Raw genomic sequence first — 22,191 nt, 5'->3', positions numbered from 1 at the left:
CATGCAGGAACACGACATGTCCTGGGTGCGGACGGAGATGGCGCTGGCCCAACCGGCGCCGTCGAGCGAGCGTGGCCTCACCGCCTGGATCCGCAAGAACCTGATTGCCACCACGGGCGACGCCATTCTCACCATCGTCGGCATCGCGCTGGTCGCTATGATCCTGCCCCAAATCATCAATTGGGCCTTCATCAACGCCCAGTGGACCGGACCGGACCGCTCGGTCTGCGCCACCGTGGCGCAAGGCGGCATCCAGCCGGATGGCTGGACCGGTGCTTGCTGGGCATTCGTCAACGCCAAGTTCGGCCAGTTCATGTTCGGCACCTATCCTATCGAGGAGCGTTGGCGGCCGATCGTGGTGGCCATCCTGTTCGTGGCACTGTTGGTGCCGCTGCTCATTCCGCGCGTACCGCGCAAGGGGCTGAATGCCATTCTTCTCTTTCTCGTACTGCCGGTCGTCGCCTTCGTTCTGTTGGTCGGCGGCATATTCGGCCTGCCGCATGTCGAGACGTCGCGTTGGGGTGGACTGCTGGTGACGCTCAGCCTGTCCTTCGTCGGCATTGCCGTGTCGCTGCCGATCGGCATCGTGCTGGCGCTCGGCCGGCGCTCGAACATGCCGATCGTCAAGCTGCTGTGCGTGATCTTCATCGAGACGGTACGCGGCATCCCGCTGATTACGGTGCTGTTCTTTGCCAGCGTGATGCTGCCGCTGTTCCTGCCGGCCGGCGTCAGCTTCGACAAGTTCCTGCGCGCGCTGATCGGCGTGTCGCTGTTTGCCGCCGCCTACATGGCCGAAGTGGTGCGTGGCGGCCTGCAGGCGATCCCCAAAGGCCAGTATGAGGGCGCCGATTCGCTCGGCCTCAGCTACTGGCAGAAGATGGGCCTGGTCGTCATGCCGCAGGCGCTGAAGCTGGTCATTCCCGGCATCGTCAACACCTTCATCGGCATGTTCAAGGACACCAGCCTGGTCATCGTCATCTCGATGTTCGACCTCCTCGGCATCGTCAAGCAGAACTTCTCCGACGCCAATTGGGCGACGCCGCAGACGGCCAGATCCGGCCTGGTGTTCGCGGCATTCATCTTCTGGCTGTTCTGCTTCGGCATGTCGCGCTATTCAATGTACACGGAACGCCGTCTCGACACCGGCCACAAACGCTAAAAAGGGGACCTTGTCATGGCCATAGAAAACGCCGTCAGCGCGGAAGAGATCAAGGTCAATGCCGCCAAGATGCACATTTCCACCACCGATGTCGCCATCGACATCATCGCCATGCACAAATGGTACGGCGAATTCCATGTGCTGAAGGACATCAATCTAAAGGTGATGCGCGGCGAGCGGATCGTCATCTGCGGCCCGTCGGGCTCCGGCAAATCGACGATGATCCGCTGCATCAACCGGCTGGAGGAACATCAGAAGGGCAAGATCATCGTCGACGGCAAGGAACTGACCAACGATCTGAAGAAGATCGACGAGGTGCGCCGTGAGGTCGGCATGGTGTTCCAGCACTTCAACCTGTTCCCGCATCTGACCATTCTGGAGAATTGCACGCTGGCGCCGATCTGGGTGCGCAAGATGCCGCGCAAGCAGGCCGAGGAAATCGCCATGCATTTCCTCAAGCGCGTCAAGATCCCGGAACAGGCCAACAAATATCCCGGCCAGCTTTCCGGCGGCCAGCAACAGCGCGTGGCGATCGCCCGCTCGCTGTGCATGAACCCGCGCATCATGCTGTTCGATGAGCCGACCTCGGCTCTCGATCCGGAAATGATCAAGGAAGTGCTGGAGACGATGGTCGGGCTGGCGGAGGAAGGCATGACCATGCTCTGCGTCACCCACGAGATGGGCTTTGCGCGCAAAGTCGCCAACCGGGTGATCTTCATGGACCAAGGCCAGATCGTCGAGCAGAACACGCCGGCCGAGTTCTTCGACCACCCGCGCCATGAGCGCACGAAGCTGTTCCTGTCGCAGATCCTGCACTGATCCTGTACCCCGGGTTCGGGACAAGAGCGGCGGATCAAGCCTCTCTGTCTTGCTGGCTTCGCGCGTATTCGACGAGCGCTGACCGTGCGCTGCGCGAGAAGATAGCAAGCGTGCTTCAGGTCGTTCGAGTGGTCACGTTGCAACCTGGTAACTAAGGCCGGCGCGGATCATAAGCGCGCCGGCTGCGTTCATTGCCATTGGGAGTTGTATAGCGAGCCGCGTGGGCGCGTGCGGCGGCAGGTCACGGGTTCATCCTGATGCTCATCCAACCGATCGATTATTTCCTCGTCGTCTGGTTCGCGCTGGCGCTGGCTTCGACGCTTTATGTCGGCTTCGACCAATATCGCAACAATCCCGAGCCGGTGGTGATGAAATGGGGCTTCATTCTGGTCACCCTCTATATGGGTCCGCTCGGCTTGCTGCTCTACGTGCTCGCCGACAAGGAGCCCCGGCCCGGCGAGCATGAACTCTTCACCCGGCCGCTCTGGAAGCAGGGCGTCGGCTCCACAATCCACTGCGTCGCCGGCGATGCCACCGGCATCATTCTTGCCGCCGCCGTCACGGCGGCGCTCGGCCTGCCGATGTGGATCGACCTGATTGTCGAATATCTGGCCGGCTTTGCCTTCGGCCTGTTCATCTTCCAATCGCTGTTCATGAAATCGATGATGGGCGGCACCTATTGGGAGAACGTGCGCAAGAGCTTCCTGCCCGAGTTCATCTCCATGAACTTCATGATGGCCGGCATGGCACCGGTCATGAGCTTCCTGATGATGGGCCGCGACATGCGCGCGATGGAACCGACGGAGCTGTTGTTCTGGGGCGTGATGTCGATCGGCGTCATCGCCGGCTTTGCGCTTGCCTACCCGGCCAATGTCTGGCTGGTCGCCCGGGGGCTGAAGCATGGGCTGATGACGCAGCGCGCGCAGGCAGCCGGCATCGATGGCCGGGAGCAGCCTGCCACGAGGCAACATGCGCAGATGCAAATGCAGCAGGCCGACGCCAGCGGCCATCGCGGGCAGCGCCACGATATGGCTTCCCACAAAGGCAAAGGCGGCGGCCATCACATGGAGACAGATGCCACGACGCCGCAGGTCGCTGCCCTAGGTGCCGTCTCCCTGCTGGCGCTCGGCATCGGCATGATCGCGCCGGCGAACTGGCTGAACCTGACGCTGTCGGCACGCGACGTCGGCGGGGTGATCATGCCGCGAGGCATGATCATGGATCGCGACACGCCGGCCGACGCAATGCGCGACATGGCCGCCACCGATCCGCGCCTCGTGGCCGCCTCTTATGGTCTGTCGACAAGGGGTGACCAGGACCTGCCGTTTCGAGTTGAGAAAGGCGTCAAGGTATTCGAGCTCAGGCCTTCAGTGGTCCGCTGGCAGATCCTGCCGGACGTTGCGGTCGACGCCTATGCCTATAACGGCCAGATTCCTGGTCCGCGAATTCACGTTCGCCAGGGCGATCGGGTCAGGATCAACGTCACCAACGGCCTGCCTGAGGAAACGACCATCCATTGGCACGGGATGATCTTGCCGAACCAGATGGATGGACCGGCCGAGATCACGCAGGCGCCGATCGAGCCCGGGCAATCCTATTCATACGAATTCACCGCAACCCAGCACGGAACCTATTTCTATCACCCACATGCCAAGCCGGACCGAACCCAGGCGCTCGGCCTCTACGGTGCGCTGATCATCGATCCCGCCAATCCCGCCGACGAGGTCGCGGCCGACCAGGATTACGTCATCGAGCTTCAGGAATGGCTGGTGCGAGAAGGGCTGACCTACCCGTCGATGCCGATGGACGGCGGCATGCCGAATTTCTTCACCATCAACGGCAAGGCCTATCCCTCGACCGAGACGATCCCGATGAAGGTTGGCGAGACGCTCAAGGTGCGGCTCATCGGCACCAACAACGGCTTCATCCATCCGATGCATATCCATGGCGGACCGTTCGAGGTCGTTGCCCGCGACGGCGAAACGATCCCTGCCCCCGGTCGTTTCCTTGCCGATACGGTCAATGTCGGGCCGGGTCAGCGCTACGACGTGATCTGGAAGGCGCAGCGTCCGGGCAAATGGCTGATCCATTGCCACATCCCGCATCACACCACGAACAACAATGTCGAGGAGAAGGGCGGCGGCGGGCTGATGGTCGTCATCGATGTCACCTGACCGTAGCCGTCTAAAAGGGACCTTCAGTGCTCGTGGCCGTGGTTTTCGTCATGCACGTCTCGTGAGGGTGAGGATGGTCGTTCTCTCCACGTTCGGTTGAAAACCGCACATTCGCCGTAGCCAAGGCCGGCATATGCTGGGACAGTTCGTCCTTCAGCGCCGCCGCGATGTTATTCGCTTCCGACAGCGGCAGGGTTTCGTCTGCGGCAATTGCGATGTCGGCGTGCAATCTATGACCGATCCAGCGCGCCTTGGCATCGACAATGCGTGCGCCCGGAACGTGCTCGGCGGCATGTCGGATTTCATCCATCACACCGGGTTCGATTCCATCCAGCACGCGGGTCAGCACCGAGCGGGCCGATTGCCAGACGATACCGAAGATCGCAATCGTGATCAGCAGGCCGACAATCGGGTCGGCCAAGGAAAAGCCAAGCCAGACGCCGGTGGCTCCGATGACCACGGCAAGGCTGGTAAGTCCGTCGGTGCGGGCGTGATAGCCGTCGGCAATCAGTGCCGCGCTGTTGATTTCGCGGCCGACGCGGATACGGAACACGGCAACCGCCTCGTTGCCGAGGAAGCCGACAATGCCCGCCGCCGCCAGCCAGCCCAGGTGCGTCACCGCTTGTGGATTGATCAGCCTGTCGATGGCTTGGTAGGCGGCGACTACAGCGCTGAACAGGATGATGAGCACGATGATGATGCCGGCCAGATCCTCGACCCGGCCCAAGCCATAGGTGAAGGTCCGCGACGGCTTGCGCCGCGCCAGCACGAACGCAATCCATAGCGGGATCGCCGTGGTCGCATCGCCGATGTTATGGATCGTATCGGCCAGCAATGCCACGCTCCCCGACAGCACAACCACGACCATCTGCAATGCTGCGGTGATCGCCAGGATCACGAACGACCATTTGATTGCCCAGATGCCCCGATCGGTGGTGGCAATTGTCGCATCGATGACGCCATGGCTGTGGCCGTGCGGACCGTGATCGCCGTGATGATGTGCGGCGTGCGAGCCGAACCCGAGCCATTCCAGAATGCGGGCTACGATGGCATTCATAGATATTTCGCCAGCTGCTTGAGTTCCGCCAGCGAGTTGCCGCCGGTTTCGACGCTGTCCGTCAGGCAATGCTCGATGTGATCATTGATCAGCTCGCGCTTGGCGCTGCTGATGGCCCGTTCGACGGCATGAAGCTGCTGCGCCAGATCAACGCAAGGGCGATGCGCCTCGATCATCGCCAGCACCGCCGCGAGGTGGCCTTGCGCGCGCTTCAGGCGCTTTATGATAGAAGGATGCGAAGCGTGGAGGTGATCTGACATGCCTCTGCATATCCTCCCCGGGAGGATACGCGTCAAGCGCTAAGTCAGCTGTGCAATTTCCGGAGAGGCTTCACCTTGAACATTGCTTGGCCTATGCCTTCCCCATGAAGAAGCTTGCTCGTTTTCTCGACCTGCTGGTCGTTGCAGCAGTCCTTGCGGTGGCGCTGGGCGCGCTGCTGCCGCGCCCGCTCTGGCCGGCGGCCGCTGCCGATCCGATCGGCGCAAGCCACCGCATCGTGGTGCTGAAAAATCCGATCCACACCGACATCGCCATCCCGGTCGACGACGATGTGCGCCGGCGCTTCCACTTCCTGGTCGATGCCGGCATTCCGGCCGACATGGCGGAGGTCCGCTACATCGTCTTCGGCTGGGGCGGCCGCGCCTTCTATCTCGAGACGCCGACCTGGTCGGAACTGAAGGCAGTGCCGGTGATGAAGGCGCTGACCGTCGATGCCTCGGTGATGCATGTCGACATTTCAGGCGAAATCGCCGAGCCGCATCCCGACGTCGCCGGCTTCGACGTAAGTGAGGAACGCTTTGCGGCGCTGCTCGATTTCATTGCAGCGAGTTTTCAGCAGGGACCGAACGGGGCCATGCCGATCGAGGATGCGGCCTACTCCCGTTTCGATCGTTTCTTCGAAGCCAATGGCCATTTCAACGCGCTGGTCGGCTGCAACACCTGGGCGGCGGCGGCACTGCGCACCGCCGGCCTGCGCACCGGCTGGTGGAACCCGCTGCCGGCCTCGCTTAGCCTGTCGATGCGGCTTTACAATTGACAAGGCTCCGATGACTTAGGACCGCCGAGCGTCCGCCCGCCAGCCATAGAGCCAGTCCAGATCAGCGGCGAGTTTTTCGGGTGAGCGCATCGCCAGGAACAGGTTGCGGGCCATCGCCACCGGCCCGGCCGCATGCCAGGCGAGGCGGTTGAGGGCGCCGCGGCGGGCGACCTGGGATACGCGCGGCCGCCGCGCCTGTTCCCAGGCGACAAGCGCGCTGCTGAGGTCGGCAGGCGAGCTGGCAACGAAACCGGCAAGGGTTACCGTGTCTTCGATCGCCATCGCCGCTCCCTGTGCGGCAAACGGCGTCATCGCATGCGCCGCATCGCCAATCAGCGCTATGCCCTCCGGCGTCGTCCACCGCCGCTGCTCGACGGTATGGATCGGCCATGCCGTCCATGGCGCGGCCTCGCTCGCCAGACGGACCAGCGCCGGCGCGGTACCGCGCATGGCGTTGGCGAGGATGGCGGGGTCGGCATGCCCCGACCAGTTCTCGGCGATGCGCTCGCCCTTGGTGAAGGCCGCGAGGTTGAAGACCGCGCCACGGCTGACCGGATAGGCGACCATATGGAAGCCTGGATAGAGGAATGCGGTAACGCAATCGGGCGCTCCGATCACCCTGAAGGCTTGTCCGGCGAGGCTGTCCGCGGCCACCGTTGCGCGCCAGGCAAGCTCGCCCGAGAAGCGGCTTCTCCGGAAATCGGCCGCCTTGCGGGCGAGCGTTTCTCGCACCGACGACCAGACGCCATCGGCTCCGACCAGCAACGATCCTTCGGCTTCGATGGTCGTGCCGGCAATCTCGACTGTTGCGGTGATGCCATTCGGTCCGGTTGCGACGCCGCCGACGCGGGCACCAGTGACAAGCTCGACCTCGGAGCGCTCGGCTATCCGCGCCATCAGCGCTGACTGCAGGTCGGCGCGGTGGGCGACGAGATAGGGTGCTCCCCAGCGCGTTTCAGCCGCCTGGCCAAGCGGTACGCGCGCCAGCTCGCGCAGCGTGACGGCATCCTTCAGCACGACCGCCTCCGGCCGCACCGCCGTCGGCAGCAGCCGATCGAGTAGGCCGAATTGTCGAAGGATGCATGTCGCGTTGGGTGAAAGCTGGATGCCGGCACCGGCAGCCTCGAGGTGCTGCGCCTGTTCGAACAGTTTTGTCCGATAGCCGCGCTCGGCGAAGGCCAGTGCCACGGTCAGTCCGGCGACGCCCGCCCCGGCGATGACCACCTGCCGGGACTGCGTTTCTCGCATCAGGCTTGTCGCGGAAGAATCAGGCGGCCTGGTCGATATAGAGGCAGCCCGGCGGCTGCGTTTCCAATGCCTTCAGCTTGGGCGAATAGCGATAGAGCGTCGAGCAATAGGGGCAGACTTTTTCATTGTCGTCGCCCATATCGAGAAATACATGCGGGTGGTCGAAAGGCGGATTGGCGCCGGTGCACATGAATTCCTTGACGCCGATGTCGATTGCCGGATAGCCCGCATCGTTCTGGAAATGGGGAATGGAACCGCCTGCCATCGTCGTCTCCTGATCTTGTCGATTGCATCTGGATCATAACCCATCTCTTTGCAAGATCGATGAAATGAAACTGTCGCAAAAGCCTGTCAGAGGATAAGTTAAGCCGGTTAAGGCTGTGGTCGTCGAACGGTGTGGGAAGAGCGGAAACCATGAACGAACTGAAGCCGGTGCAGAGCGAATTCATCACCGTCGAGGCGGCGAGCCGCGAAGGCGGCAACCCCGACCGCTTCGTCAACCGCGAGTTTTCCTGGCTGCAATTCAACCGGCGCGTGCTCGAAGAATCGCTGAACGCCAATCATCCGCTGCTCGAGCGCGTTCGCTTCCTGTCGATATCGGCAGCCAATCTCGACGAGTTCTTCATGGTCCGCGTCGCCGGTCTTGCCGGCCAGGTGCGCGAGGGCATCGTGCTGAAGAGCCCGGATGGGCGCACTCCCGAGCAGCAGCTCGAACAATTGCTGCGCGAGGTCGAGCGCCTGCAGGAGGACCAGCAGAACAGCCTTTCGGCGCTGATGCTGCTGCTCGACAAACAAGGCATCGAAAGCATCACCCGCGATGCGCTGACCAAGGACGAGAAGACCTGGCTCGAGGACCATTTCCAGGAGCAGGTATTTCCGGTCCTGACCCCGCTGTCGATCGACCCGGCGCATCCGTTCCCGTTCATTCCCAACCTCGGTTTCTCGATGGCGCTGCAATTGCGCCACCGCAAGAACGGCGAGGAAATGAGCGCGCTTTTGCGCCTGCCGGTGGCGCTGAGGCGCTTCATCCGTTTGCCGGATCGCAAGCATCATGTCCGCTTCATTCCACTCGAAGAGGCGGTCAGTCTCTATATCGGCAAGCTGTTTCCCGGCTATGAGGTCAAGGGCTCCGGCACGTTCCGCATCATCCGCGACAGCGATATCGAGGTCGAGGAAGAATCAGAGGATCTGGTGCGGCTGTTCGAGACGGCGCTGAAGCGGCGACGCCGCGGCTCGGTCATCCGCATCGAGTTCGACAGGTCGATGCCGGCCGAATTGCGCGATTTCGTCGCCGGCGAGCTCGGCGTCTCGGCCAGCCGGATCAGCGTGCTCACCGGTCCGCTGGCGCTCAGCCAGATCTCGGAGATCGTCGCCGTCGCCCGCGACGATCTGAAGTTCACGCCTTACAATCCGCGCTTTCCCGAGCGCATCCGCGAGCATGGCGGCGACTGTTTTGCCGCGATCCGCGAGAAGGATATCATCGTCCACCACCCTTACGAATCCTTCGACGTGGTGGTGCAGTTTCTGCGCCAGGCAATGGCCGACCCGGAAGTGGTGGCGATCAAGCAGACGCTCTACCGCACCTCCAACGACAGCCCGATCGTACGGGCTTTGGTCGATGCGGCGGAAGCCGGCAAGTCGGTGACGGCGCTGGTCGAGCTCAAGGCGCGCTTCGACGAGGAGGCCAACATCCGCTGGGCGCGCGACCTCGAGCGCGCCGGCGTCCAGGTCGTCTTTGGCTTTCTCGAACTGAAGACCCACGCAAAGATGTCGCTGGTCGTGCGGCGCGAGGACGGCAGGCTGCGCAATTACGTGCATCTCGGCACCGGCAACTACCACCCGGTCACCGCCCGCATCTACACCGATCTGTCCTTCTTCACCACGGACCCGACAATCGCGCGCGATGTCGCCCAGTTGTTCAACTTCATCACCGGCTATGCCGAGCCGGCCGAGCAGATGCGGCTGGCCATCTCGCCGTTCACGCTGCGCGACCGCATCCTCCAGCACATTTCGGATGAGATCAGCCACGCGCTGGAGGGCAGACCGGCCCGCATCTGGATGAAGATGAACGCCTTGGTCGACCCGATCGTCATCGATGCCCTCTACGATGCCAGCCGCGCCGGCGTCGAGATCGATCTCGTCGTGCGCGGCATCTGCTGCCTGAGACCGCAGGTGCCCGGCCTATCGGAGAACATCAGGGTGAAGTCGATCGTCGGCCGCTTCCTCGAGCACAGCCGCATCTATTGCTTCGGCAACGGCCACGGCCTGCCCTCGGACGGGGCGATCGTCTATATCTCCTCGGCCGATTTGATGCCGCGGAATCTCGATCGCCGCGTCGAGACCATGGTGCCGATCACCAATCCAACTGTGCATGAGCAGGTGCTCGGCCAGATCATGCTCGGCAACATCATGGACAACCAGCAAAGTTTCGACGTATTGGCTGATGGAACCTCCCGGCGCGTCGTGCTGGAAGAGGGCGAGGAACCGTTCAACGCGCAGGAATATTTCATGACCAATCCGAGCCTGTCCGGACGGGGCGATGCGTTGAAGTCGCATGCGCCCAAGCGCATCGCGCAGTTCAAACGCCGCAAGAAACAGAACGCAGCGACGGGCTGATGATTTCAGCGTCCCAGGGCCGGCTCCAGGACCGCCGACCGCTGTCCATCATCGATATCGGGTCGAACTCGATCCGTCTTGTGATCTATGAGGGGCTGGCGCGCTCGCCGACCTTGCTGTTCAACGAAAAGATGCTGGCGGGCCTCGGCCGCGGCATCGTTTCGACCGGAAAGCTCGATCCCGAGGCGGTGACTCGTTCGATGGAAGAGTTCCGCCGCTTCCGCGCGCTCTCCGACCAGGCCGGCGCCGAGCGCATGTATGTGCTGGCGACCGCCGCCGCTCGTGAGGCGGTCAACGGCCCCGACTTCATCCACCGCGCCGAGGATGTGCTCAGGACCGAGATCCAGGTGCTGAGCGGCCGCGAGGAAGCTCATTATTCAGCACTCGGCGTCATCTCCGGTTTCCATCCGGCCAACGGCATCGCCGGCGACCTTGGTGGCGGCAGCCTCGAACTGATCGATATCGACGGTGTGACGATCGGTGACGGCATCACGCTGCCGTTGGGCGGCTTGCGCCTGCAGGACATGGCGAAGAACTCGCTGGCCCAGGCGGCAAGGATCACGCGCGAGCAACTGGCGCGGGCGAAATTGCTGAAGGGCGGGCAGGGCAGGGCCTTCTACACAGTCGGCGGCACCTGGCGAAACCTGGCCCGGCTGCACATGGAAATGACCAACTACCCGCTCGGCGTCATGCACCACTACGAGATCGGCATCGAAAGCGCCGCGAACTTCCTCCGGCAGGCCGCCAAAGCCGAGATCGACAAGATCAAAGGCATCGAGGGCATCTCCAAGAACCGCCGCTCGCTGCTGCCCTATGGCGCCATCGTGCTGCAGGAGATCATGGCGGCGATGCAGCCGTCGAAGATCATCGTGTCGGCGCTGGGCGTGCGCGAGGGCTTTCTCTATTCGCTGCTCGACAAGGCCGAGCAGAAGGCCGATCCGCTGATCTCGGCTGCGGAAGAGCTTGCCCGCCTGCGCTCGCGCTCGGTCGACCACGCGCATGAGCTTGTCGAATGGACCGGCAAGGCATTCGCCGCCTTCGGCATCGACGAGACCAGGGATGAGGCGCGCTACCGCCACGCCGCCTGCCTGCTCGCCGATATCGGCTGGCGTGCCCATCCCGAATATCGCGGCAAGCAATCGCTCAACATCATCGCTCACGCCTCGTTTATTGGCGTCGACCATCCCGGCCGCGCCTTCCTGGCGCTTGTCAGCCTGTTTCGCCACGAGGGCGTGTTCAATGAAGCCGCTCCGGAAATCCGCGGGCTGGCGACACCGCGCTATCTCGAGCGCGCCCGCGTGCTGGCCGCGCTGCTGCGCGTCGTCTATTTGCTGAGCGCGGCAATGCCCGGCGTCATGCCGCGACTGAAATGGGAAAACCGCGGCAATGGCGTACTGGCGCTGGTGCTGCCGGCAGCGCTGGCCGATCTTTACGGCGAGCGGCCGGCCGGCCGGCTGGCACAGCTGGCAAGGGTCACCAACCGCCGGCTGGTGCTGGCGGTCGAGGGCGGGCCTGGCATGTCTGTCAAATAGACGCCCGCGCTGTCGCGTCGCGACCGTTGAGGAAAGAAGGAAAACGCCGTGAAATCCAGGCAGGTTCTGCAGCTGTTGGTTGCCGGGATCTTCGTCCTCTTCGCTGGCCCGTCAATGTGAGCCGTCTCGCAAAGTTCGTTTTTCTGAACACCGAATAAACCGGGCGGCAGCTTAGGCGCTCGCTGCAACCAGCCGCCCGTCGGCCGACCAGGCGCCCGCACCAGCCATTGCCAGCGCCAGGAAACCGCCTGCTATGGCGATGTCCTTCATCAGCATCTGTGAATGCATGAAGGTCAGCGTCGGATCGTCGCCGCCCTGGCCATAATGACCGAGGAAGCCCGCCGCGATGCAGAAGGCAGCGAGCAGCAGCGCCACGACCGGCGTCTTGAAGCCGACGAGGATGAGCAGCCCGGCGATCAACTCGAACAGGCCTGTCGCCCAAGCCACCAGCGTCGGCAGCGGCAGGCCGAGGCCGGCGAAATAGCCTGATGTGCCCGCGATGTCGGCAAGCGCATGGAAGCCGGACGGCACGAACAGCGCGGCGAGCAGCAGCCGGGAAAGCAAGAGCAGCGCATTGCGAGGCATGGTCTCCTCCGATATCGGCGACCGATCCTAGCAGAGTTCCAGCCAGCGGATATGAACCGACAACGAAAAAGGGGCGCGGAAAATTCCGCGCCCCTTTGTTCAGGAACGCTGGACTGCTTCAGCCGCGCTTGGCGTCGATCGAATACGCGCCTGGGCCCGAGGAGGCGAGCACGAGGAAGCCGCCGGCAATGCCGAGGTTCTTCATGAAATTGATCATCTGCATTTGATCGGCCCAGCCGGTGTGGGCGACCAGCGCGGTGGCGACGGTGAAGATCGCCATTACCCAGCCGACGATCCTGGTCTGGAAGCCGACGAGGATGGCCAGGCCGCCAAGCAGTTCGATAAGGCCGACGACAATGGCGGTCACCATCGGCAGCGGCAGGCCAAGGCTGCCGAAATAGCCGGCGGTGCCGGCAATCGCCGTCAGCTTGCCGAAACCGGAAAGCAGGAAGATGACAGAAAGCAGGATGCGGCCGAGCAGGATCGTGCCCGAGGCGCCGGCGGCGGTGCCGGAACCGGCAAACGAAGTGTTGGTGGACGTATTGGTGGACATGCGTAACTCTCCAGAAGGGTTTGGCCAAACGGCTTGGGATACCCGCCTAGTTAGCGCAGGTCGACTGTTCACCAAAGACGTCAGATTGGTTACGGATTGTTCACCCAGGTAACGTTTTCGCGATGAACATGGATGTTGTGATCCAGGCATATCAACACCCTAGGCGGCGTGGACAAATTTTAGCCGGTATCTGGCGGTGGCGGTATGGACCATTGATCGGCAGCAATCCTTTCAGAATTCGCCATTCCGCCTCTGTCAGATCGCCTCTGCTCAAGTCCGCCTCCAAAAGCAGCCTTGAATCAATACAGTGAGACGTCGTCAATAGCCGCTGCGCAAGGCTTGGCAGTGCGTGTCGACCTTACGACAGCAGGCGGCCGGAGATGAGTTGCTGGATCAAACGTGCGTCGTGCTCAGGGCCGGGCGATTGGTACCACTCTTTATCCCCGCTGACCCATGCATCAGTCACACGAATACCATTCGGCGAACCCTCGAGACGGACGCCATAGATGCAGGCTCCTGTCCACGAACGATGAAAATAGAGCCAGCCATTCTCAAAAAATATGAACCACTTATCGTCCATATCCCGCGGAACGTGCCCAAGCCTGATCTTCTCGCCTTCGGCGTCCGAATACAGCAATGCAAGATCTATCCGATCTTGCTGCGCTGGGAGGGGGAGCGTTTTCCAAGAGGAGCGTGTGGCTGCTTGCATGCCTCATCTAACCAAAGCCATGAAAATCACACAACGAGCGATTTGCAGGCCGCTCAAATTTGTCCACGCCGCCTAGCCCGGATGCGTCATGTCCTCCGGCCGCACCAGCCGCTCATAGTCGGCTTCGCTGACCAGCCCGGTGGCCAGCGCTTCCTCGCGCAGCGTGGTGCCGTTCTTATGTGCCGCTTTGGCGATCTTGGCGGCGTTGTCGTAGCCGATCGTCGGCGCAAGCGCCGTCACCAGCATCAGCGAACGGTCGAGCGCCGCCTTGATGTTGTCTTCGCGGGCCTCGATGCCGACGACGCAATTGTCGGTGAAGGACACCGAAGCGTCGGCCAGCAGTTGTACCGATTGCAGGAAACAATAGGCCATCAGCGGATTGTAGACGTTGAGCTCGAAATGGCCCTGACTGCCGGCGAAGCTGATCGCCGCATTGTTGCCGAACACCTGCACGCAAACCTGTGTCATCGCCTCGCATTGGGTCGGATTGACCTTGCCAGGCATGATCGACGAGCCCGGTTCGTTTTCCGGCAGCGACAATTCGCCGAGGCCCGAACGCGGGCCGGAGCCGAGCAGGCGGATGTCGTTGGCAATCTTGAACAGCGCCGCCGCGCAGGCATTGATGGCGCCGTGCGAGAACACCATGGAATCATGGGCGGCCAGGGCCTCGAACTTGTTCGGCGCGGTGACGAAATCGATGCCGGTGATCGCGGCGATGCGCGCCGCCACCTTTTCGGCAAAACCGACCGGCGCGTTGAGGCCGGTGCCGACCGCGGTGCCGCCTTGCGCCAATTCCTGCAGGCCGGGAAGGGTCATTTCGATGCGCTTGATCGACGAGGCGACCTGCGCCGCATAGCCGGAGAATTCCTGGCCGAGCGTCAGCGGCGTCGCATCCTGCGTGTGGGTGCGGCCGATCTTGACGATGTGGGCGAAAGCCCTGGTTTTGGCGTCGAGTGCCGCATGCAAATGCCTTAGCGCCGGCAGCAGGTCGTGAATGATGCGCTCTGCGCAGGCGATGTGCATGGCCGTCGGATAGGTGTCGTTCGACGACTGGCTCATGTTGACGTGGTCATTGGGATGCACCGGCTTCTTCGACCCCATGACGCCGCCCAAAAGCTCGATCGCGCGGTTGGAAATCACCTCATTGGCGTTCATGTTGGACTGGGTGCCTGAGCCGGTTTGCCAGACGACCAGCGGGAAATGGTCGTTCAGCTTGCCGTCGATGACCTCCTGGGAGGCCTCGATAATGGCCTTGCCGATCGCCGGATCGAGCCGCTTCAGCTCCATATTGGCTTCGGCGGCCGCCCGCTTGACGATGCCCAGCGCCCGCACGATCGAGGCCGGCTGCTTCTCCCAGCCGATCTTGAAATTGGCCAGCGAACGCTGCGCCTGCGCGCCCCAATAGCGGTCCGCGGCGACCTCGATGGGACCGAACGTGTCGGTTTCGGTTCTGGTCTCTGGCGCGCTCACGCAGTCTCTCCGGTTTGCAATTTGCAAACGGCGTATCGCGTTGCACAAACGCCTTCAAGCGGAGATTGCGGGCGATGGAGATGCAAATCGGTTGAAGCCGCGCCTTTTCCTTCTCCCATAAGCGAGGAGGAGGGCGCGCTCCTCACCCCGCCGTATACCCGCCGTCGATGGCAAAGATACCGCCGCTGGTCCACGCCGCCTCGTCGCTGGCGAGATAGACCGCGATGCCGGCAAGGTCGCTGGTCCGGCCGATGCGGCCGAGCGGATAGCTGCGCTCGACATAGGCCTTGAGCTCGGCTTGCGCGGCTTCCGGCAGGTTTTCGATCGACCTGCGCCGCATCGCTGTGTCGACCGTGCCGGGCGCGATGGCGTTGACCCTTATGCCGCGCGGCCCGAGCTCGAAGGCGAGCGATTTGGTCAGCGAATTGAGCGCGCCCTTCGACAGCGAATAGAGGCTGGACGGCCGCTTCGGGATCATCTTGTGCGCAAAATAGGACGAGATGTTGATCACGGAAGCCCTGCCTTGCGCGAGATGCGGCAACAGCCGTTGGGTGAGGAAGAATACGGCCGTGACGTTGAGCGCGAACGATTGCTGGAACTGGTCCTCGCTGACGGTCTCGAACGGCACCAGGAATGCCACGCCGGCGTTGTTGACGAGGATATCGAGAGGTGGGCCGCGCCTGGCATGCTCGACCACGGCGTCGATGCCGGCGCTGGCCGACAGGTCGGCCGACAGCGTTTCGACATTATTCCCGAGCTGCTCGCGGGCGACGTCGAGTTTTTTGCCGTCGCGGCCGACGATCAGCACGCCAGCGCCTTCGCGCGAGAAAGCCTCGGCGATTGCCAGCCCGATCCCCTCCGAACCGCCGGTGACCAGTGCCCGTTTGCCGCCTAGTCTCATCCAACACTCCGCGCTTTGCCGTCTTGTCTGGTAAGGAGAGCAGCGCCGTTGCCGATTGTGGTCAAGCCTCCGGCTTATCCTACAATATGAACTTTCGGCTGATGCGCCTGGCTATTCGGCAGCGGCTGCACCGCGCCGAACAGCCAGCCGGGTAGCGACAAAATCCTTGACCTGATGAATGGCCTGTTCACGCGTAACGCTGCCGGGCTGCAGGCCAAGCCTCACCCACAGCCCGTCGATCAGGGCGGTGACGCCGAAAGCGATCTCATCAGCATCGCGCGCCGGCGCCAGACCGCGCAGGCCGGACAGCAGGTTGGAGCGCATGCGCGCATGGATCACCTTCTGGATGCGGGCAAGCTTTTCGTCGCGCGGCACCTCCGCGCAAAGCGAAAGCCAAGCGTGGCAGAGGGACGGCTGGAAGAGATGCGGCTCGAAATTGCCTTCGATGATGGCATCTATCCGTTGCATTGGCGTACGCGCCTGCCTCAACCGCTCCACCACCGCATGACGCAGCACCAGGTTCGATTCGCGCATGGCATGCTCGAAAAGCTCCCGCTTGCTGTTGAAATAGTGCAGCACGATGCCCTTCGACGCGCCGGCCTGTGCCGCCACTTTTTCTATGGTGGCGCCAGCTATGCCTTCGCGCTGAAGCACGGCAAAGGCGGCTTGCCGCAGCTCCTTGCGGCGTATGTCGCTGAGACGCTTGAGTTTCACGGGCCGGGATCCATGCATCGAAAACCGACGTTGACATTTTTGTCCGCCGAGATCAATGATTGACCGTTGGGACAATTTGAAAACCGAATGGTCAACGTCGTTGGTGAAATGAGGAGAACCGAAATGCTTCGTTGCCTTGGAATAGGCGCCTCGCTCTGCGTCCTGCTGGCGATCCAGCCGGCCTTTGCGGCCGAACCCGAGCAATGCAAGGTCGTGCGCATGGCCGAGCCTGGATGGAACGACCTTGCCTTCACCACCGGCGTCACCAGCGTCTTGCTCGATGCGCTCGGCTACAAGCCGGCAAGCTCGCTTCTGGGCATCAACGTCATCTATGAATCCTTGAAGAACAATGATTTGGACGTGTTCCTTGGCTATTGGGATCCGGCGATGATCACCTACTACGAGCCCTACAAGAAGGACGGCTCGGTGGACGATGTGCGCGTCAATCTCGTCGGCGCCAAATACACCTTTGCCGTGCCGACTTACGTCTGGGAGGCCGGCGTCAAGGATTTTGCCGACCTGCAAAAGTTCGCCGACAAGTTCGGCAGGAAGATGTACGGCATCGAGCCGGGCTCGAACCAGCTGATGATGGACGCCATCGCTGATAAGTCGCTCGGCCTCGATGGCTGGCAGGTCGTCGAATCGAGTGAAGCCGGCATGCTTTCCGAGGTCGGCTACGAGATCAAGGAAAAGCGCTTCATCGTCTTCCAGGGCTGGGCGCCGCATCCAATGAACACGATGTACGACTTCAAATATCTGAGCGGCGGCGACAAGTTCTACGGCCCGAACTTCGGCGCCGCGACGGTGACGACGCAGGTGCGCAAGGGCTATCTGCAGCAATGCCCGAATGTCGGGCAGTTGCTGAAGAATCTCGCCTTCGACATCGATTTCGAAAATCTCGGCATGAGCTATCTCATCAATGACGGCATGAAGCCGGAGGAAGCCGGCCTCAAGGCAGTCAAGGAGAATCCGGATAGGCTCGGCGCCTGGCTTGCCGGTGTCACCACATTCGATGGCAAGCCCGCGCTCGACGCAGTCAAGCAGCAGCTCGGCCTGTGATATCGGCCGATCAGGCGGGCTGGAACGGCCGCAAGCGCAAGGTCGGTATCGGCAGCACTGAAACGGCCTGCGTCGAAATCGCCGGGCAGGAGCCCGCGCTGGTGCTGGTGCACGGCTTCTCCGACACGAGCCGCAGCTTCTCGCTGCTGGCGCCGCATCTCGCCGGGCGCCGGCGTGTCATTCCAGACCTGCGCGGGCATGGCGCCTCGCCGGCCGGGACACGCGGCTTCGCCCCGGCGGATTTCGCGGAAGATGTGGCGAGTTTGATCGAGCGATTGCGGCTCGAGCGGCCGGTTCTGGTCGGGCATTCCCTGGGCAGCATGGTGGCGATCGAGGCAGCCGCGCGCTACCCCGAGATGATCGGTGGCCTGGTGCTGATGGCCGGAACGCTGCGGCCGCAGATCGGTGAGGATCACCCGATGACCGTTGGTGTGCGGGCACTTCGAGACCCGATATCGCCGGCCGATCCGTTCTATGAATATTGGCATGCCTGCGAGGCCGAGGTTCCAGCGGACTTCCTGACCATGGCTGCAAAGGAAGCGTCAGCCATGCCGGCGGCACTTTGGTGCGCAATCCTGGAGCAGGTTCGGCGCGTCGATCTGACCGACAAGGCGCGCACGCTGCACCTGCCGGCGCTTGTCATTGCGGGCGGGCGCGACCTGCTCTTCGACGAAACGCACCAACGGCGGCTCCTCGAAGAAATCCCCGCCGCCGCGTTTGTAAGCGCGGTGCGATGCGGACACAACCCGCACTGGGAGGATCCGGCATTGGTTGCGGCAGCCATCGCCCGGTATTTCAAGGTCTGGAATGAAGCCGACCTCGAAGCGACCGGCAATCTGAGCTGAGAGCAGTCATGCACCTTTCCGAATACGTGGCGTTGGATGCCGTCGCCCTGGCCGGGCATGTTCGCTCGGGTGAACTGTCGGCTGTCGAGGTCGTTGAGGCGGCTATCGAAGCGATCGAAAGCATCAATCCCGCCATCAATGCCGTGACACTGATCGATGCGGACCGGGCGCTTTCCGCGGCGGCAAGCTGCAACCGGCAGGCCGCACTCGCCGGCATTCCCTTCTTGGTCAAGGACACCGGCGTCAATGTACGGGAGTGGCCGACGACGCACTCGTCGCTCTACTTCAAGGATGCCGCGCCGAAGCCCGACAGCGAGATCGTCCGGCGCTGGCGGGCCGCCGGTCTGATCTTGCTGGGAAAGACAAACACGCCTGAATTTGCCAACGACTTCGTCACCGAACCCAGCTTTCGCGGCCCCACCTTGAACCCCTGGGATCCTTCGCTGACGGCGGGCGGCTCAAGCGGCGGAGCTGCCGCCGCGGTGGCAAGCGGCATGGTGCCGGTCGCCCACGGTTCCGACATCGGCGGCTCGATCCGGGTGCCGGCTGCCTGTTGCGGCGTGTTCGGCATGAAGCCGTCGCGCGGGCTCACGCCGGTCGGCCCCTATCGAGGTCAGGTCGGCGCCGGGCTCTACGCCGACAGTGTCCTATCCCGCACCGTTCGGGACAGCGCCGCCATGCTGGACATGACTGCCGGTCCAGAACAAGGAGCGCCTTACTCCGTGCCGAAATCGGTGCCGTCCTACCTGGACTCGCTGTCTTCCCCCGGCGAGCGTCTGCGCGTCGCGTGCCTGGCGCACCGGCCGGATGGCACGCCCGTCGCGTCCGAGATCGGGGGAAAATTCCAGGAAGCCATGATCCTCCTCGAGGAAATGGGACACGAGGTCACAGAGGCGCGGTTCCCGCGGGAAGCCAGTGCCGAAGCGGACTGGAGCATCTTCTGGATGTCGGAGGTCGCGCGGCTGGTTGACGAGCGCGCCGACGAGATCGGGCGGATGCCGGGGGCCGGCGAAATCGAAAGCCTGACTCGTCACGCTCTCGACAGTTTTCGGCGATCCTCGGCCGCCGATTATCTCAGGGCGCAGGACCATGTGCACAGCGCTTCGCTGGCGATGGCGATGGCGTTCGATGGGTTCGACCTGATCATGACGCCGACGACGGCCGAGCTTACGCCCCGGCTTGGCGCCATCCATGGCGATGGTGCTCTCTTCGATTACGAGGCTTGGGCGAGCCGGGCCTACGGCTTTGCGCCCTTCACCGAAATCTTCAATGTCACCGGGCAACCGGCCGCCAGCCTGCCGCTTTTTCCGTCGAAGGGCGGCCTGCCGATTGGCATCCAGCTTATTGGCCGCAAGAACGAGGATCACCGGCTGCTGCGCGTTTCCTTTGACCTGGAGCAGGCAACCGCATGGACGGCGCGTTACCAGGCGATCCATGCCAGACACTTTCAGGCATGAACCAGGAGGCTCCGGCGACGTAGGGGGCGTCGACGATGTTGGTTCATACCGAAATTGGGTGCTGCCCGAGCAGCGATCGCGCCGTCGGTAACAGACGCAAAACCTCCGCGGGCCTGGCGAATTCCCCTTGTACGGTCTGCTGAAGCGCCTGCCAGTCCGGGGAGGCGGCCAAGGCCGCTTCGTGCCGGGCATACGCTTCGGCGCTGGCGAAACCCGTGACGCTGATGAAGACGTTTTCGCTGGCCCGCACCGGCAGCCGCGGAAAGCTGTTTTCGGCATGTTCGGTGACGAAGACGGCCAGCGGCTGTGCGCCAAGTGCGGCAAGCACCGGAAGAGCCGCGATCTGGAAGTCCCTGGCGAAGCCGGCTTCCAGGCCCGGTCGCAGATGATGGATCTTGATGACAACAATTGTCTGCAAAGCACTGCTTGTGCTTGGTTCTTCGAGATCCGTCTGGATTGCTCGTTGCGATCCCGAGAGATCGAAGCCGGCGCCCGGCCAGGCCGGCCTCAGCAGCAGCACGTCGTCGGAATCGATCATCGTGGCGTTGGCGGCGTCGCGCCAGGCTGCCCAGACCGGTCCGTCATAGAAGGCGGTCAGAGCGTTTTTCCGCGCTTCCATGCCGTCGAAGCCGCGCAGCCAGACGAACATGTCCGGCCGGTCGAGATCGCGGAACTGGCCGATGATGGTCATTCCCGCGGTTTCCTGCCCCTCGATCAGGTGATTGTCGAAGATGCCGATCAGCGTCTCGCGCCGGCCGGGTTTCAGCGTGTATTGCCTGAGTTCGACGACGGGCGAGGCGAGCAGATCGGGATTAGGTAGGGCGTTCAAAGGCAGGTTCATCGCGCGAGCTCCAAAACAGGACAGTCATCCTGTTTTACAAAACAGACCGGTTGTCCTGTTTTGTCAATCTGCTACCGTGTGAAGATGTCAGCAGAGATGTCCGCTCGCCCAAGGTCGCGGGCTCAAAAACGCACCAACGACCCCGAAGGCATGCGCAAGAAAGTGCTCGACGTCGCCGAGGAGGCGTTTCAGGCACGCGGCTATCATGCGTCCAGCATGGGCGACCTGATGGCGACGGCGGGCGTCACCGGCGGCGCGCTGCACCACCATTTCCCAACCAAGAAGGCGCTGGCGCTTGCAGTGATCGAGGAGCGGGTCGCCGCCGCGGTCGAAGAGACATGGATCGCACCGGTGCGGATGGCTCCCTCAGCGCGCGAGGGCGTGCGCTCCGTGTTCGCGGCCGTCGCGGCGGAGCTGGAGCGGCAAGGTTTCGTGCGCGGTTGTCCGCTCAACAACCTGGCGCATGAACTGTCGCTTGCCGATCCGGATTTCCGCATGGCCCTTGCCGGCATTTTTTCGGCCTGGCGCCAGGCGATCGCCGACAAGATCAGCGCCGACCAGCGGGCGGGACGGGAGCTGGGCACCGATCCGCAGCGCTTCGCAGCGCTCGCCGTCGCCAGCTATTCGGGCGCCGTGTCGATGGCCAAGACCGCACAGGACGCAAGCGTGCTGCGCGACTGCCTGATGGCGTTGGAGCAGGGAGTTATGTCGTCCAAAACGGGAACGAGGCGACGTAGCAGGATACTGCACAGAGCCCTTTGACGCCGGCAGGACAGTCGCTCACTATGACCGAGGCGGGGAGGCCGAACGCTTAATTCGGCAGCGGCTTGATCAGCTCGTAGCCGACCACGCTTTCGGCGCTGGTGCCCTCGTCATAGCGCCTGGCCACAACTGCCTGCAGATCGGGTGCGTAAAGCGCGGTGAACTCGTCCCGCGTCTCGCCGGCCTCGCTCCTGATCGTCTGCTTGACCGCGAGCACGGCGTATTTGCAATCACCCAGGCTGAACGTCTCCTTGCCCTTGACGTTGATCTCCAGCGTCTCGGTGCCCTTCGGCGGCTTGTTCGGTGCAAGACGGGCAAACACGATCTTGCTCTTGGCCCCCGCCTTCAGTGGGAACACCTTCCTGAGATCGGAAAACGGGATCATCGCCATCTGCCCTGTGCTGCTGTCGCGAAACACTTCGATCAGCCCGCCGAACAGGTACTGCGACTGCGGCGATTGCGACTGGTATTTGTTGGCAACCGCCACCATTCCGCCCGCCGCCGGACGAAATTCGCTGTGGACGCCAGGCCTTTCGAGAACGAAGCCGGCCTTGGCCGATTTGGCGTCGATGCACGCGGAGGCGTGCGCTGCGCTCGTCATCGCCAGGATCGCCATTGTCATGCCGATGGATGCAGTTTTCATGGCGTCCTCCT

Annotated in this window: 21 protein-coding genes and 1 pseudogene; 10 read left to right on the top strand and 12 right to left on the bottom strand. The window is 62.9% G+C overall.

Annotated features, from left to right (window positions below; all coding sequences use genetic code 11):
- The first annotated feature begins 1 nt into the window (after position 1).
- The 3 genes from NKJ13_RS25535 to NKJ13_RS25525 all read left to right on the top strand — a co-directional run bounded on the left by NKJ13_RS25535 (position 2) and on the right by NKJ13_RS25525 (position 4,152).
- Positions 2 to 1,159 (top strand): amino acid ABC transporter permease, encoded by a 1,158-nt coding sequence (locus NKJ13_RS25535; protein WP_254820738.1) that lies wholly within the window; start codon positions 2 to 4, stop codon positions 1,157 to 1,159.
- 69 nt (positions 1,160 to 1,228) lie between these two features.
- On the top strand, positions 1,229 to 1,978 hold the full coding sequence (locus tag NKJ13_RS25530) for an amino acid ABC transporter ATP-binding protein (protein ID WP_031212005.1): 750 nt from the start codon (positions 1,229 to 1,231) through the stop codon (positions 1,976 to 1,978).
- Positions 1,979 to 2,235: 257 nt separating this feature from the next.
- The gene (locus tag NKJ13_RS25525; RefSeq protein WP_352740304.1) at positions 2,236 to 4,152 is read left to right on the top strand and encodes a multicopper oxidase domain-containing protein; all 1,917 of its coding nucleotides are present in this window, start codon (positions 2,236 to 2,238) and stop codon (positions 4,150 to 4,152) included.
- A 94-nt stretch (positions 4,153 to 4,246) separates the two neighbouring features.
- Here the strand turns inward: NKJ13_RS25525 and NKJ13_RS25520 are convergent.
- Positions 4,247 to 5,200: pseudogene (locus NKJ13_RS25520) on the bottom strand (cation diffusion facilitator family transporter); the annotation flags it as partial.
- Positions 5,201 to 5,205: 5 nt separating this feature from the next.
- Positions 5,206 to 5,469, bottom strand: coding sequence for a metal-sensing transcriptional repressor (locus NKJ13_RS25515; RefSeq protein ID WP_023719742.1), 264 nt, complete (start codon positions 5,467 to 5,469; stop codon positions 5,206 to 5,208).
- 104 nt (positions 5,470 to 5,573) lie between these two features.
- On the opposite strand from NKJ13_RS25515, the gene NKJ13_RS25510 reads away from it, so the two are divergent.
- Entirely contained in the window at positions 5,574 to 6,245 is a 672-nt protein-coding gene (locus NKJ13_RS25510) for a TIGR02117 family protein (protein WP_352778733.1), read from the top strand.
- 15 nt (positions 6,246 to 6,260) lie between these two features.
- On the opposite strand, the gene NKJ13_RS25505 is transcribed toward NKJ13_RS25510, so the two are convergent.
- Both NKJ13_RS25505 and NKJ13_RS25500 read right to left on the bottom strand, forming a co-directional pair.
- On the bottom strand, positions 6,261 to 7,493 hold the full coding sequence (locus NKJ13_RS25505) for an FAD-dependent monooxygenase (protein ID WP_352508874.1): 1,233 nt from the start codon (positions 7,491 to 7,493) through the stop codon (positions 6,261 to 6,263).
- Between the two features lie 19 nt (positions 7,494 to 7,512).
- Positions 7,513 to 7,758 carry a zinc-finger domain-containing protein gene (locus NKJ13_RS25500; protein ID WP_254820632.1) on the bottom strand — a complete coding sequence of 82 codons (246 nt, stop codon included), beginning with the start codon at positions 7,756 to 7,758 and terminating at the stop codon, positions 7,513 to 7,515.
- 149 nt (positions 7,759 to 7,907) lie between these two features.
- Between NKJ13_RS25500 and NKJ13_RS25495 the strand changes: the two genes are divergently transcribed.
- A complete protein-coding gene (locus NKJ13_RS25495; RefSeq protein ID WP_254820633.1) occupies positions 7,908 to 10,109 on the top strand; it encodes an RNA degradosome polyphosphate kinase in 2,202 nt (733 codons plus the stop codon).
- Positions 10,109 to 11,641 (top strand): exopolyphosphatase, encoded by a 1,533-nt coding sequence (ppx, locus tag NKJ13_RS25490; protein ID WP_352508873.1) that lies wholly within the window; start codon positions 10,109 to 10,111, stop codon positions 11,639 to 11,641. The genes NKJ13_RS25495 and ppx overlap by 1 nt, the downstream gene beginning before the upstream one ends.
- 171 nt (positions 11,642 to 11,812) lie before the next feature.
- Here ppx and NKJ13_RS25485 read toward each other — a convergent pair whose 3' ends face one another.
- The 6 genes from NKJ13_RS25485 to betI all read right to left on the bottom strand — a co-directional run bounded on the left by NKJ13_RS25485 (position 11,813) and on the right by betI (position 16,573).
- Positions 11,813 to 12,226 (bottom strand): DoxX family protein, encoded by a 414-nt coding sequence (locus NKJ13_RS25485; RefSeq protein WP_352508872.1) that lies wholly within the window; start codon positions 12,224 to 12,226, stop codon positions 11,813 to 11,815.
- 118 nt (positions 12,227 to 12,344) lie between these two features.
- A complete protein-coding gene (locus NKJ13_RS25480) occupies positions 12,345 to 12,779 on the bottom strand; it encodes a DoxX family protein (RefSeq protein ID WP_352472646.1) in 435 nt (144 codons plus the stop codon).
- 358 nt (positions 12,780 to 13,137) lie between these two features.
- Positions 13,138 to 13,488: a hypothetical protein gene (locus NKJ13_RS25475; protein WP_352508871.1), complete on the bottom strand. Its 351-nt coding sequence runs from the start codon at positions 13,486 to 13,488 to the stop codon at positions 13,138 to 13,140.
- 72 nt (positions 13,489 to 13,560) lie between these two features.
- Complete coding sequence (fumC, locus tag NKJ13_RS25470; protein WP_352479297.1) at positions 13,561 to 14,958, bottom strand: class II fumarate hydratase; 1,398 nt, start codon at positions 14,956 to 14,958, stop codon at positions 13,561 to 13,563.
- A 142-nt stretch (positions 14,959 to 15,100) separates the two neighbouring features.
- Positions 15,101 to 15,859, bottom strand: coding sequence for an SDR family NAD(P)-dependent oxidoreductase (locus tag NKJ13_RS25465; RefSeq protein WP_352508870.1), 759 nt, complete (start codon positions 15,857 to 15,859; stop codon positions 15,101 to 15,103).
- A 111-nt stretch (positions 15,860 to 15,970) separates the two neighbouring features.
- Positions 15,971 to 16,573 carry a choline-binding transcriptional repressor BetI gene (betI, locus tag NKJ13_RS25460; protein WP_352508869.1) on the bottom strand — a complete coding sequence of 201 codons (603 nt, stop codon included), beginning with the start codon at positions 16,571 to 16,573 and terminating at the stop codon, positions 15,971 to 15,973.
- Positions 16,574 to 16,696: 123 nt separating this feature from the next.
- On the opposite strand from betI, the gene choX reads away from it, so the two are divergent.
- Genes choX through NKJ13_RS25445 form a run of 3 tightly spaced genes read left to right on the top strand, consistent with a single transcriptional unit; the run spans position 16,697 to position 19,934 of the window.
- Positions 16,697 to 17,632 carry a choline ABC transporter substrate-binding protein gene (choX, locus tag NKJ13_RS25455; protein WP_352508868.1) on the top strand — a complete coding sequence of 312 codons (936 nt, stop codon included), beginning with the start codon at positions 16,697 to 16,699 and terminating at the stop codon, positions 17,630 to 17,632.
- A complete protein-coding gene (locus NKJ13_RS25450; protein WP_352508867.1) occupies positions 17,629 to 18,477 on the top strand; it encodes an alpha/beta fold hydrolase in 849 nt (282 codons plus the stop codon). Before choX ends, NKJ13_RS25450 begins: the two co-directional genes overlap by 4 nt.
- 8 nt (positions 18,478 to 18,485) lie before the next feature.
- Positions 18,486 to 19,934, top strand: a complete 1,449-nt coding sequence (locus NKJ13_RS25445; protein ID WP_352508866.1) for an amidase — start codon at positions 18,486 to 18,488, stop codon at positions 19,932 to 19,934.
- 43 nt (positions 19,935 to 19,977) lie between these two features.
- Here the strand turns inward: NKJ13_RS25445 and NKJ13_RS25440 are convergent, their stop codons facing one another.
- Positions 19,978 to 20,775, bottom strand: coding sequence for an NIPSNAP family protein (locus NKJ13_RS25440; RefSeq protein ID WP_352508865.1), 798 nt, complete (start codon positions 20,773 to 20,775; stop codon positions 19,978 to 19,980).
- A gap of 150 nt (positions 20,776 to 20,925) precedes the next feature.
- On the opposite strand from NKJ13_RS25440, the gene NKJ13_RS25435 reads away from it, so the two are divergent.
- The gene (locus tag NKJ13_RS25435) at positions 20,926 to 21,537 is read left to right on the top strand and encodes an LmrA/YxaF family transcription factor (RefSeq protein WP_352740289.1); all 612 of its coding nucleotides are present in this window, start codon (positions 20,926 to 20,928) and stop codon (positions 21,535 to 21,537) included.
- A 49-nt stretch (positions 21,538 to 21,586) separates the two neighbouring features.
- On the opposite strand, the gene NKJ13_RS25430 is transcribed toward NKJ13_RS25435, so the two are convergent.
- Positions 21,587 to 22,180 carry a hypothetical protein gene (locus tag NKJ13_RS25430; protein WP_352740288.1) on the bottom strand — a complete coding sequence of 198 codons (594 nt, stop codon included), beginning with the start codon at positions 22,178 to 22,180 and terminating at the stop codon, positions 21,587 to 21,589.
- Positions 22,181 to 22,191 lie beyond the last annotated feature (11 nt).

It is taken from the genome of Mesorhizobium sp. M0174 (genome assembly GCF_040322275.1).
GTDB lineage: Bacteria > Pseudomonadota > Alphaproteobacteria > Rhizobiales > Rhizobiaceae > Mesorhizobium.
The sequence above is the reverse complement of the archived record's forward strand: the minus strand, read 5'-3'. Positions and strand labels throughout refer to the sequence as shown.

What these genes read in the sequence shown, in the direction of transcription:
- NKJ13_RS25505 (WP_352508874.1), bottom strand. Translation starts at nt 7,493, where the DNA reads ATGCGAGAAACGCAGTCCCGGCAGGTGGTCATCGCCGGGGCGGGCGTC.
- NKJ13_RS25495 (WP_254820633.1), top strand. Translation starts at nt 7,908, where the DNA reads ATGAACGAACTGAAGCCGGTGCAGAGCGAATTCATCACCGTCGAGGCG.
- NKJ13_RS25465 (WP_352508870.1), bottom strand. Translation starts at nt 15,859, where the DNA reads ATGAGACTAGGCGGCAAACGGGCACTGGTCACCGGCGGTTCGGAGGGG.
- NKJ13_RS25535 (WP_254820738.1), top strand. Translation starts at nt 2, where the DNA reads ATGCAGGAACACGACATGTCCTGGGTGCGGACGGAGATGGCGCTGGCC.
- NKJ13_RS25475 (WP_352508871.1), bottom strand. Translation starts at nt 13,488, where the DNA reads ATGCAAGCAGCCACACGCTCCTCTTGGAAAACGCTCCCCCTCCCAGCG.
- NKJ13_RS25515 (WP_023719742.1), bottom strand. Translation starts at nt 5,469, where the DNA reads ATGTCAGATCACCTCCACGCTTCGCATCCTTCTATCATAAAGCGCCTG.
- NKJ13_RS25430 (WP_352740288.1), bottom strand. Translation starts at nt 22,180, where the DNA reads ATGAAAACTGCATCCATCGGCATGACAATGGCGATCCTGGCGATGACG.
- NKJ13_RS25530 (WP_031212005.1), top strand. Translation starts at nt 1,229, where the DNA reads ATGCACATTTCCACCACCGATGTCGCCATCGACATCATCGCCATGCAC.
- NKJ13_RS25445 (WP_352508866.1), top strand. Translation starts at nt 18,486, where the DNA reads ATGCACCTTTCCGAATACGTGGCGTTGGATGCCGTCGCCCTGGCCGGG.
- NKJ13_RS25480 (WP_352472646.1), bottom strand. Translation starts at nt 12,779, where the DNA reads ATGTCCACCAATACGTCCACCAACACTTCGTTTGCCGGTTCCGGCACC.
- NKJ13_RS25435 (WP_352740289.1), top strand. Translation starts at nt 20,926, where the DNA reads ATGCGCAAGAAAGTGCTCGACGTCGCCGAGGAGGCGTTTCAGGCACGC.
- NKJ13_RS25510 (WP_352778733.1), top strand. Translation starts at nt 5,574, where the DNA reads ATGAAGAAGCTTGCTCGTTTTCTCGACCTGCTGGTCGTTGCAGCAGTC.
- NKJ13_RS25485 (WP_352508872.1), bottom strand. Translation starts at nt 12,226, where the DNA reads ATGCCTCGCAATGCGCTGCTCTTGCTTTCCCGGCTGCTGCTCGCCGCG.
- NKJ13_RS25500 (WP_254820632.1), bottom strand. Translation starts at nt 7,758, where the DNA reads ATGGCAGGCGGTTCCATTCCCCATTTCCAGAACGATGCGGGCTATCCG.
- ppx (WP_352508873.1), top strand. Translation starts at nt 10,109, where the DNA reads ATGATTTCAGCGTCCCAGGGCCGGCTCCAGGACCGCCGACCGCTGTCC.
- choX (WP_352508868.1), top strand. Translation starts at nt 16,697, where the DNA reads ATGCTTCGTTGCCTTGGAATAGGCGCCTCGCTCTGCGTCCTGCTGGCG.
- NKJ13_RS25440 (WP_352508865.1), bottom strand. Translation starts at nt 20,775, where the DNA reads ATGAACCTGCCTTTGAACGCCCTACCTAATCCCGATCTGCTCGCCTCG.
- NKJ13_RS25525 (WP_352740304.1), top strand. Translation starts at nt 2,236, where the DNA reads ATGCTCATCCAACCGATCGATTATTTCCTCGTCGTCTGGTTCGCGCTG.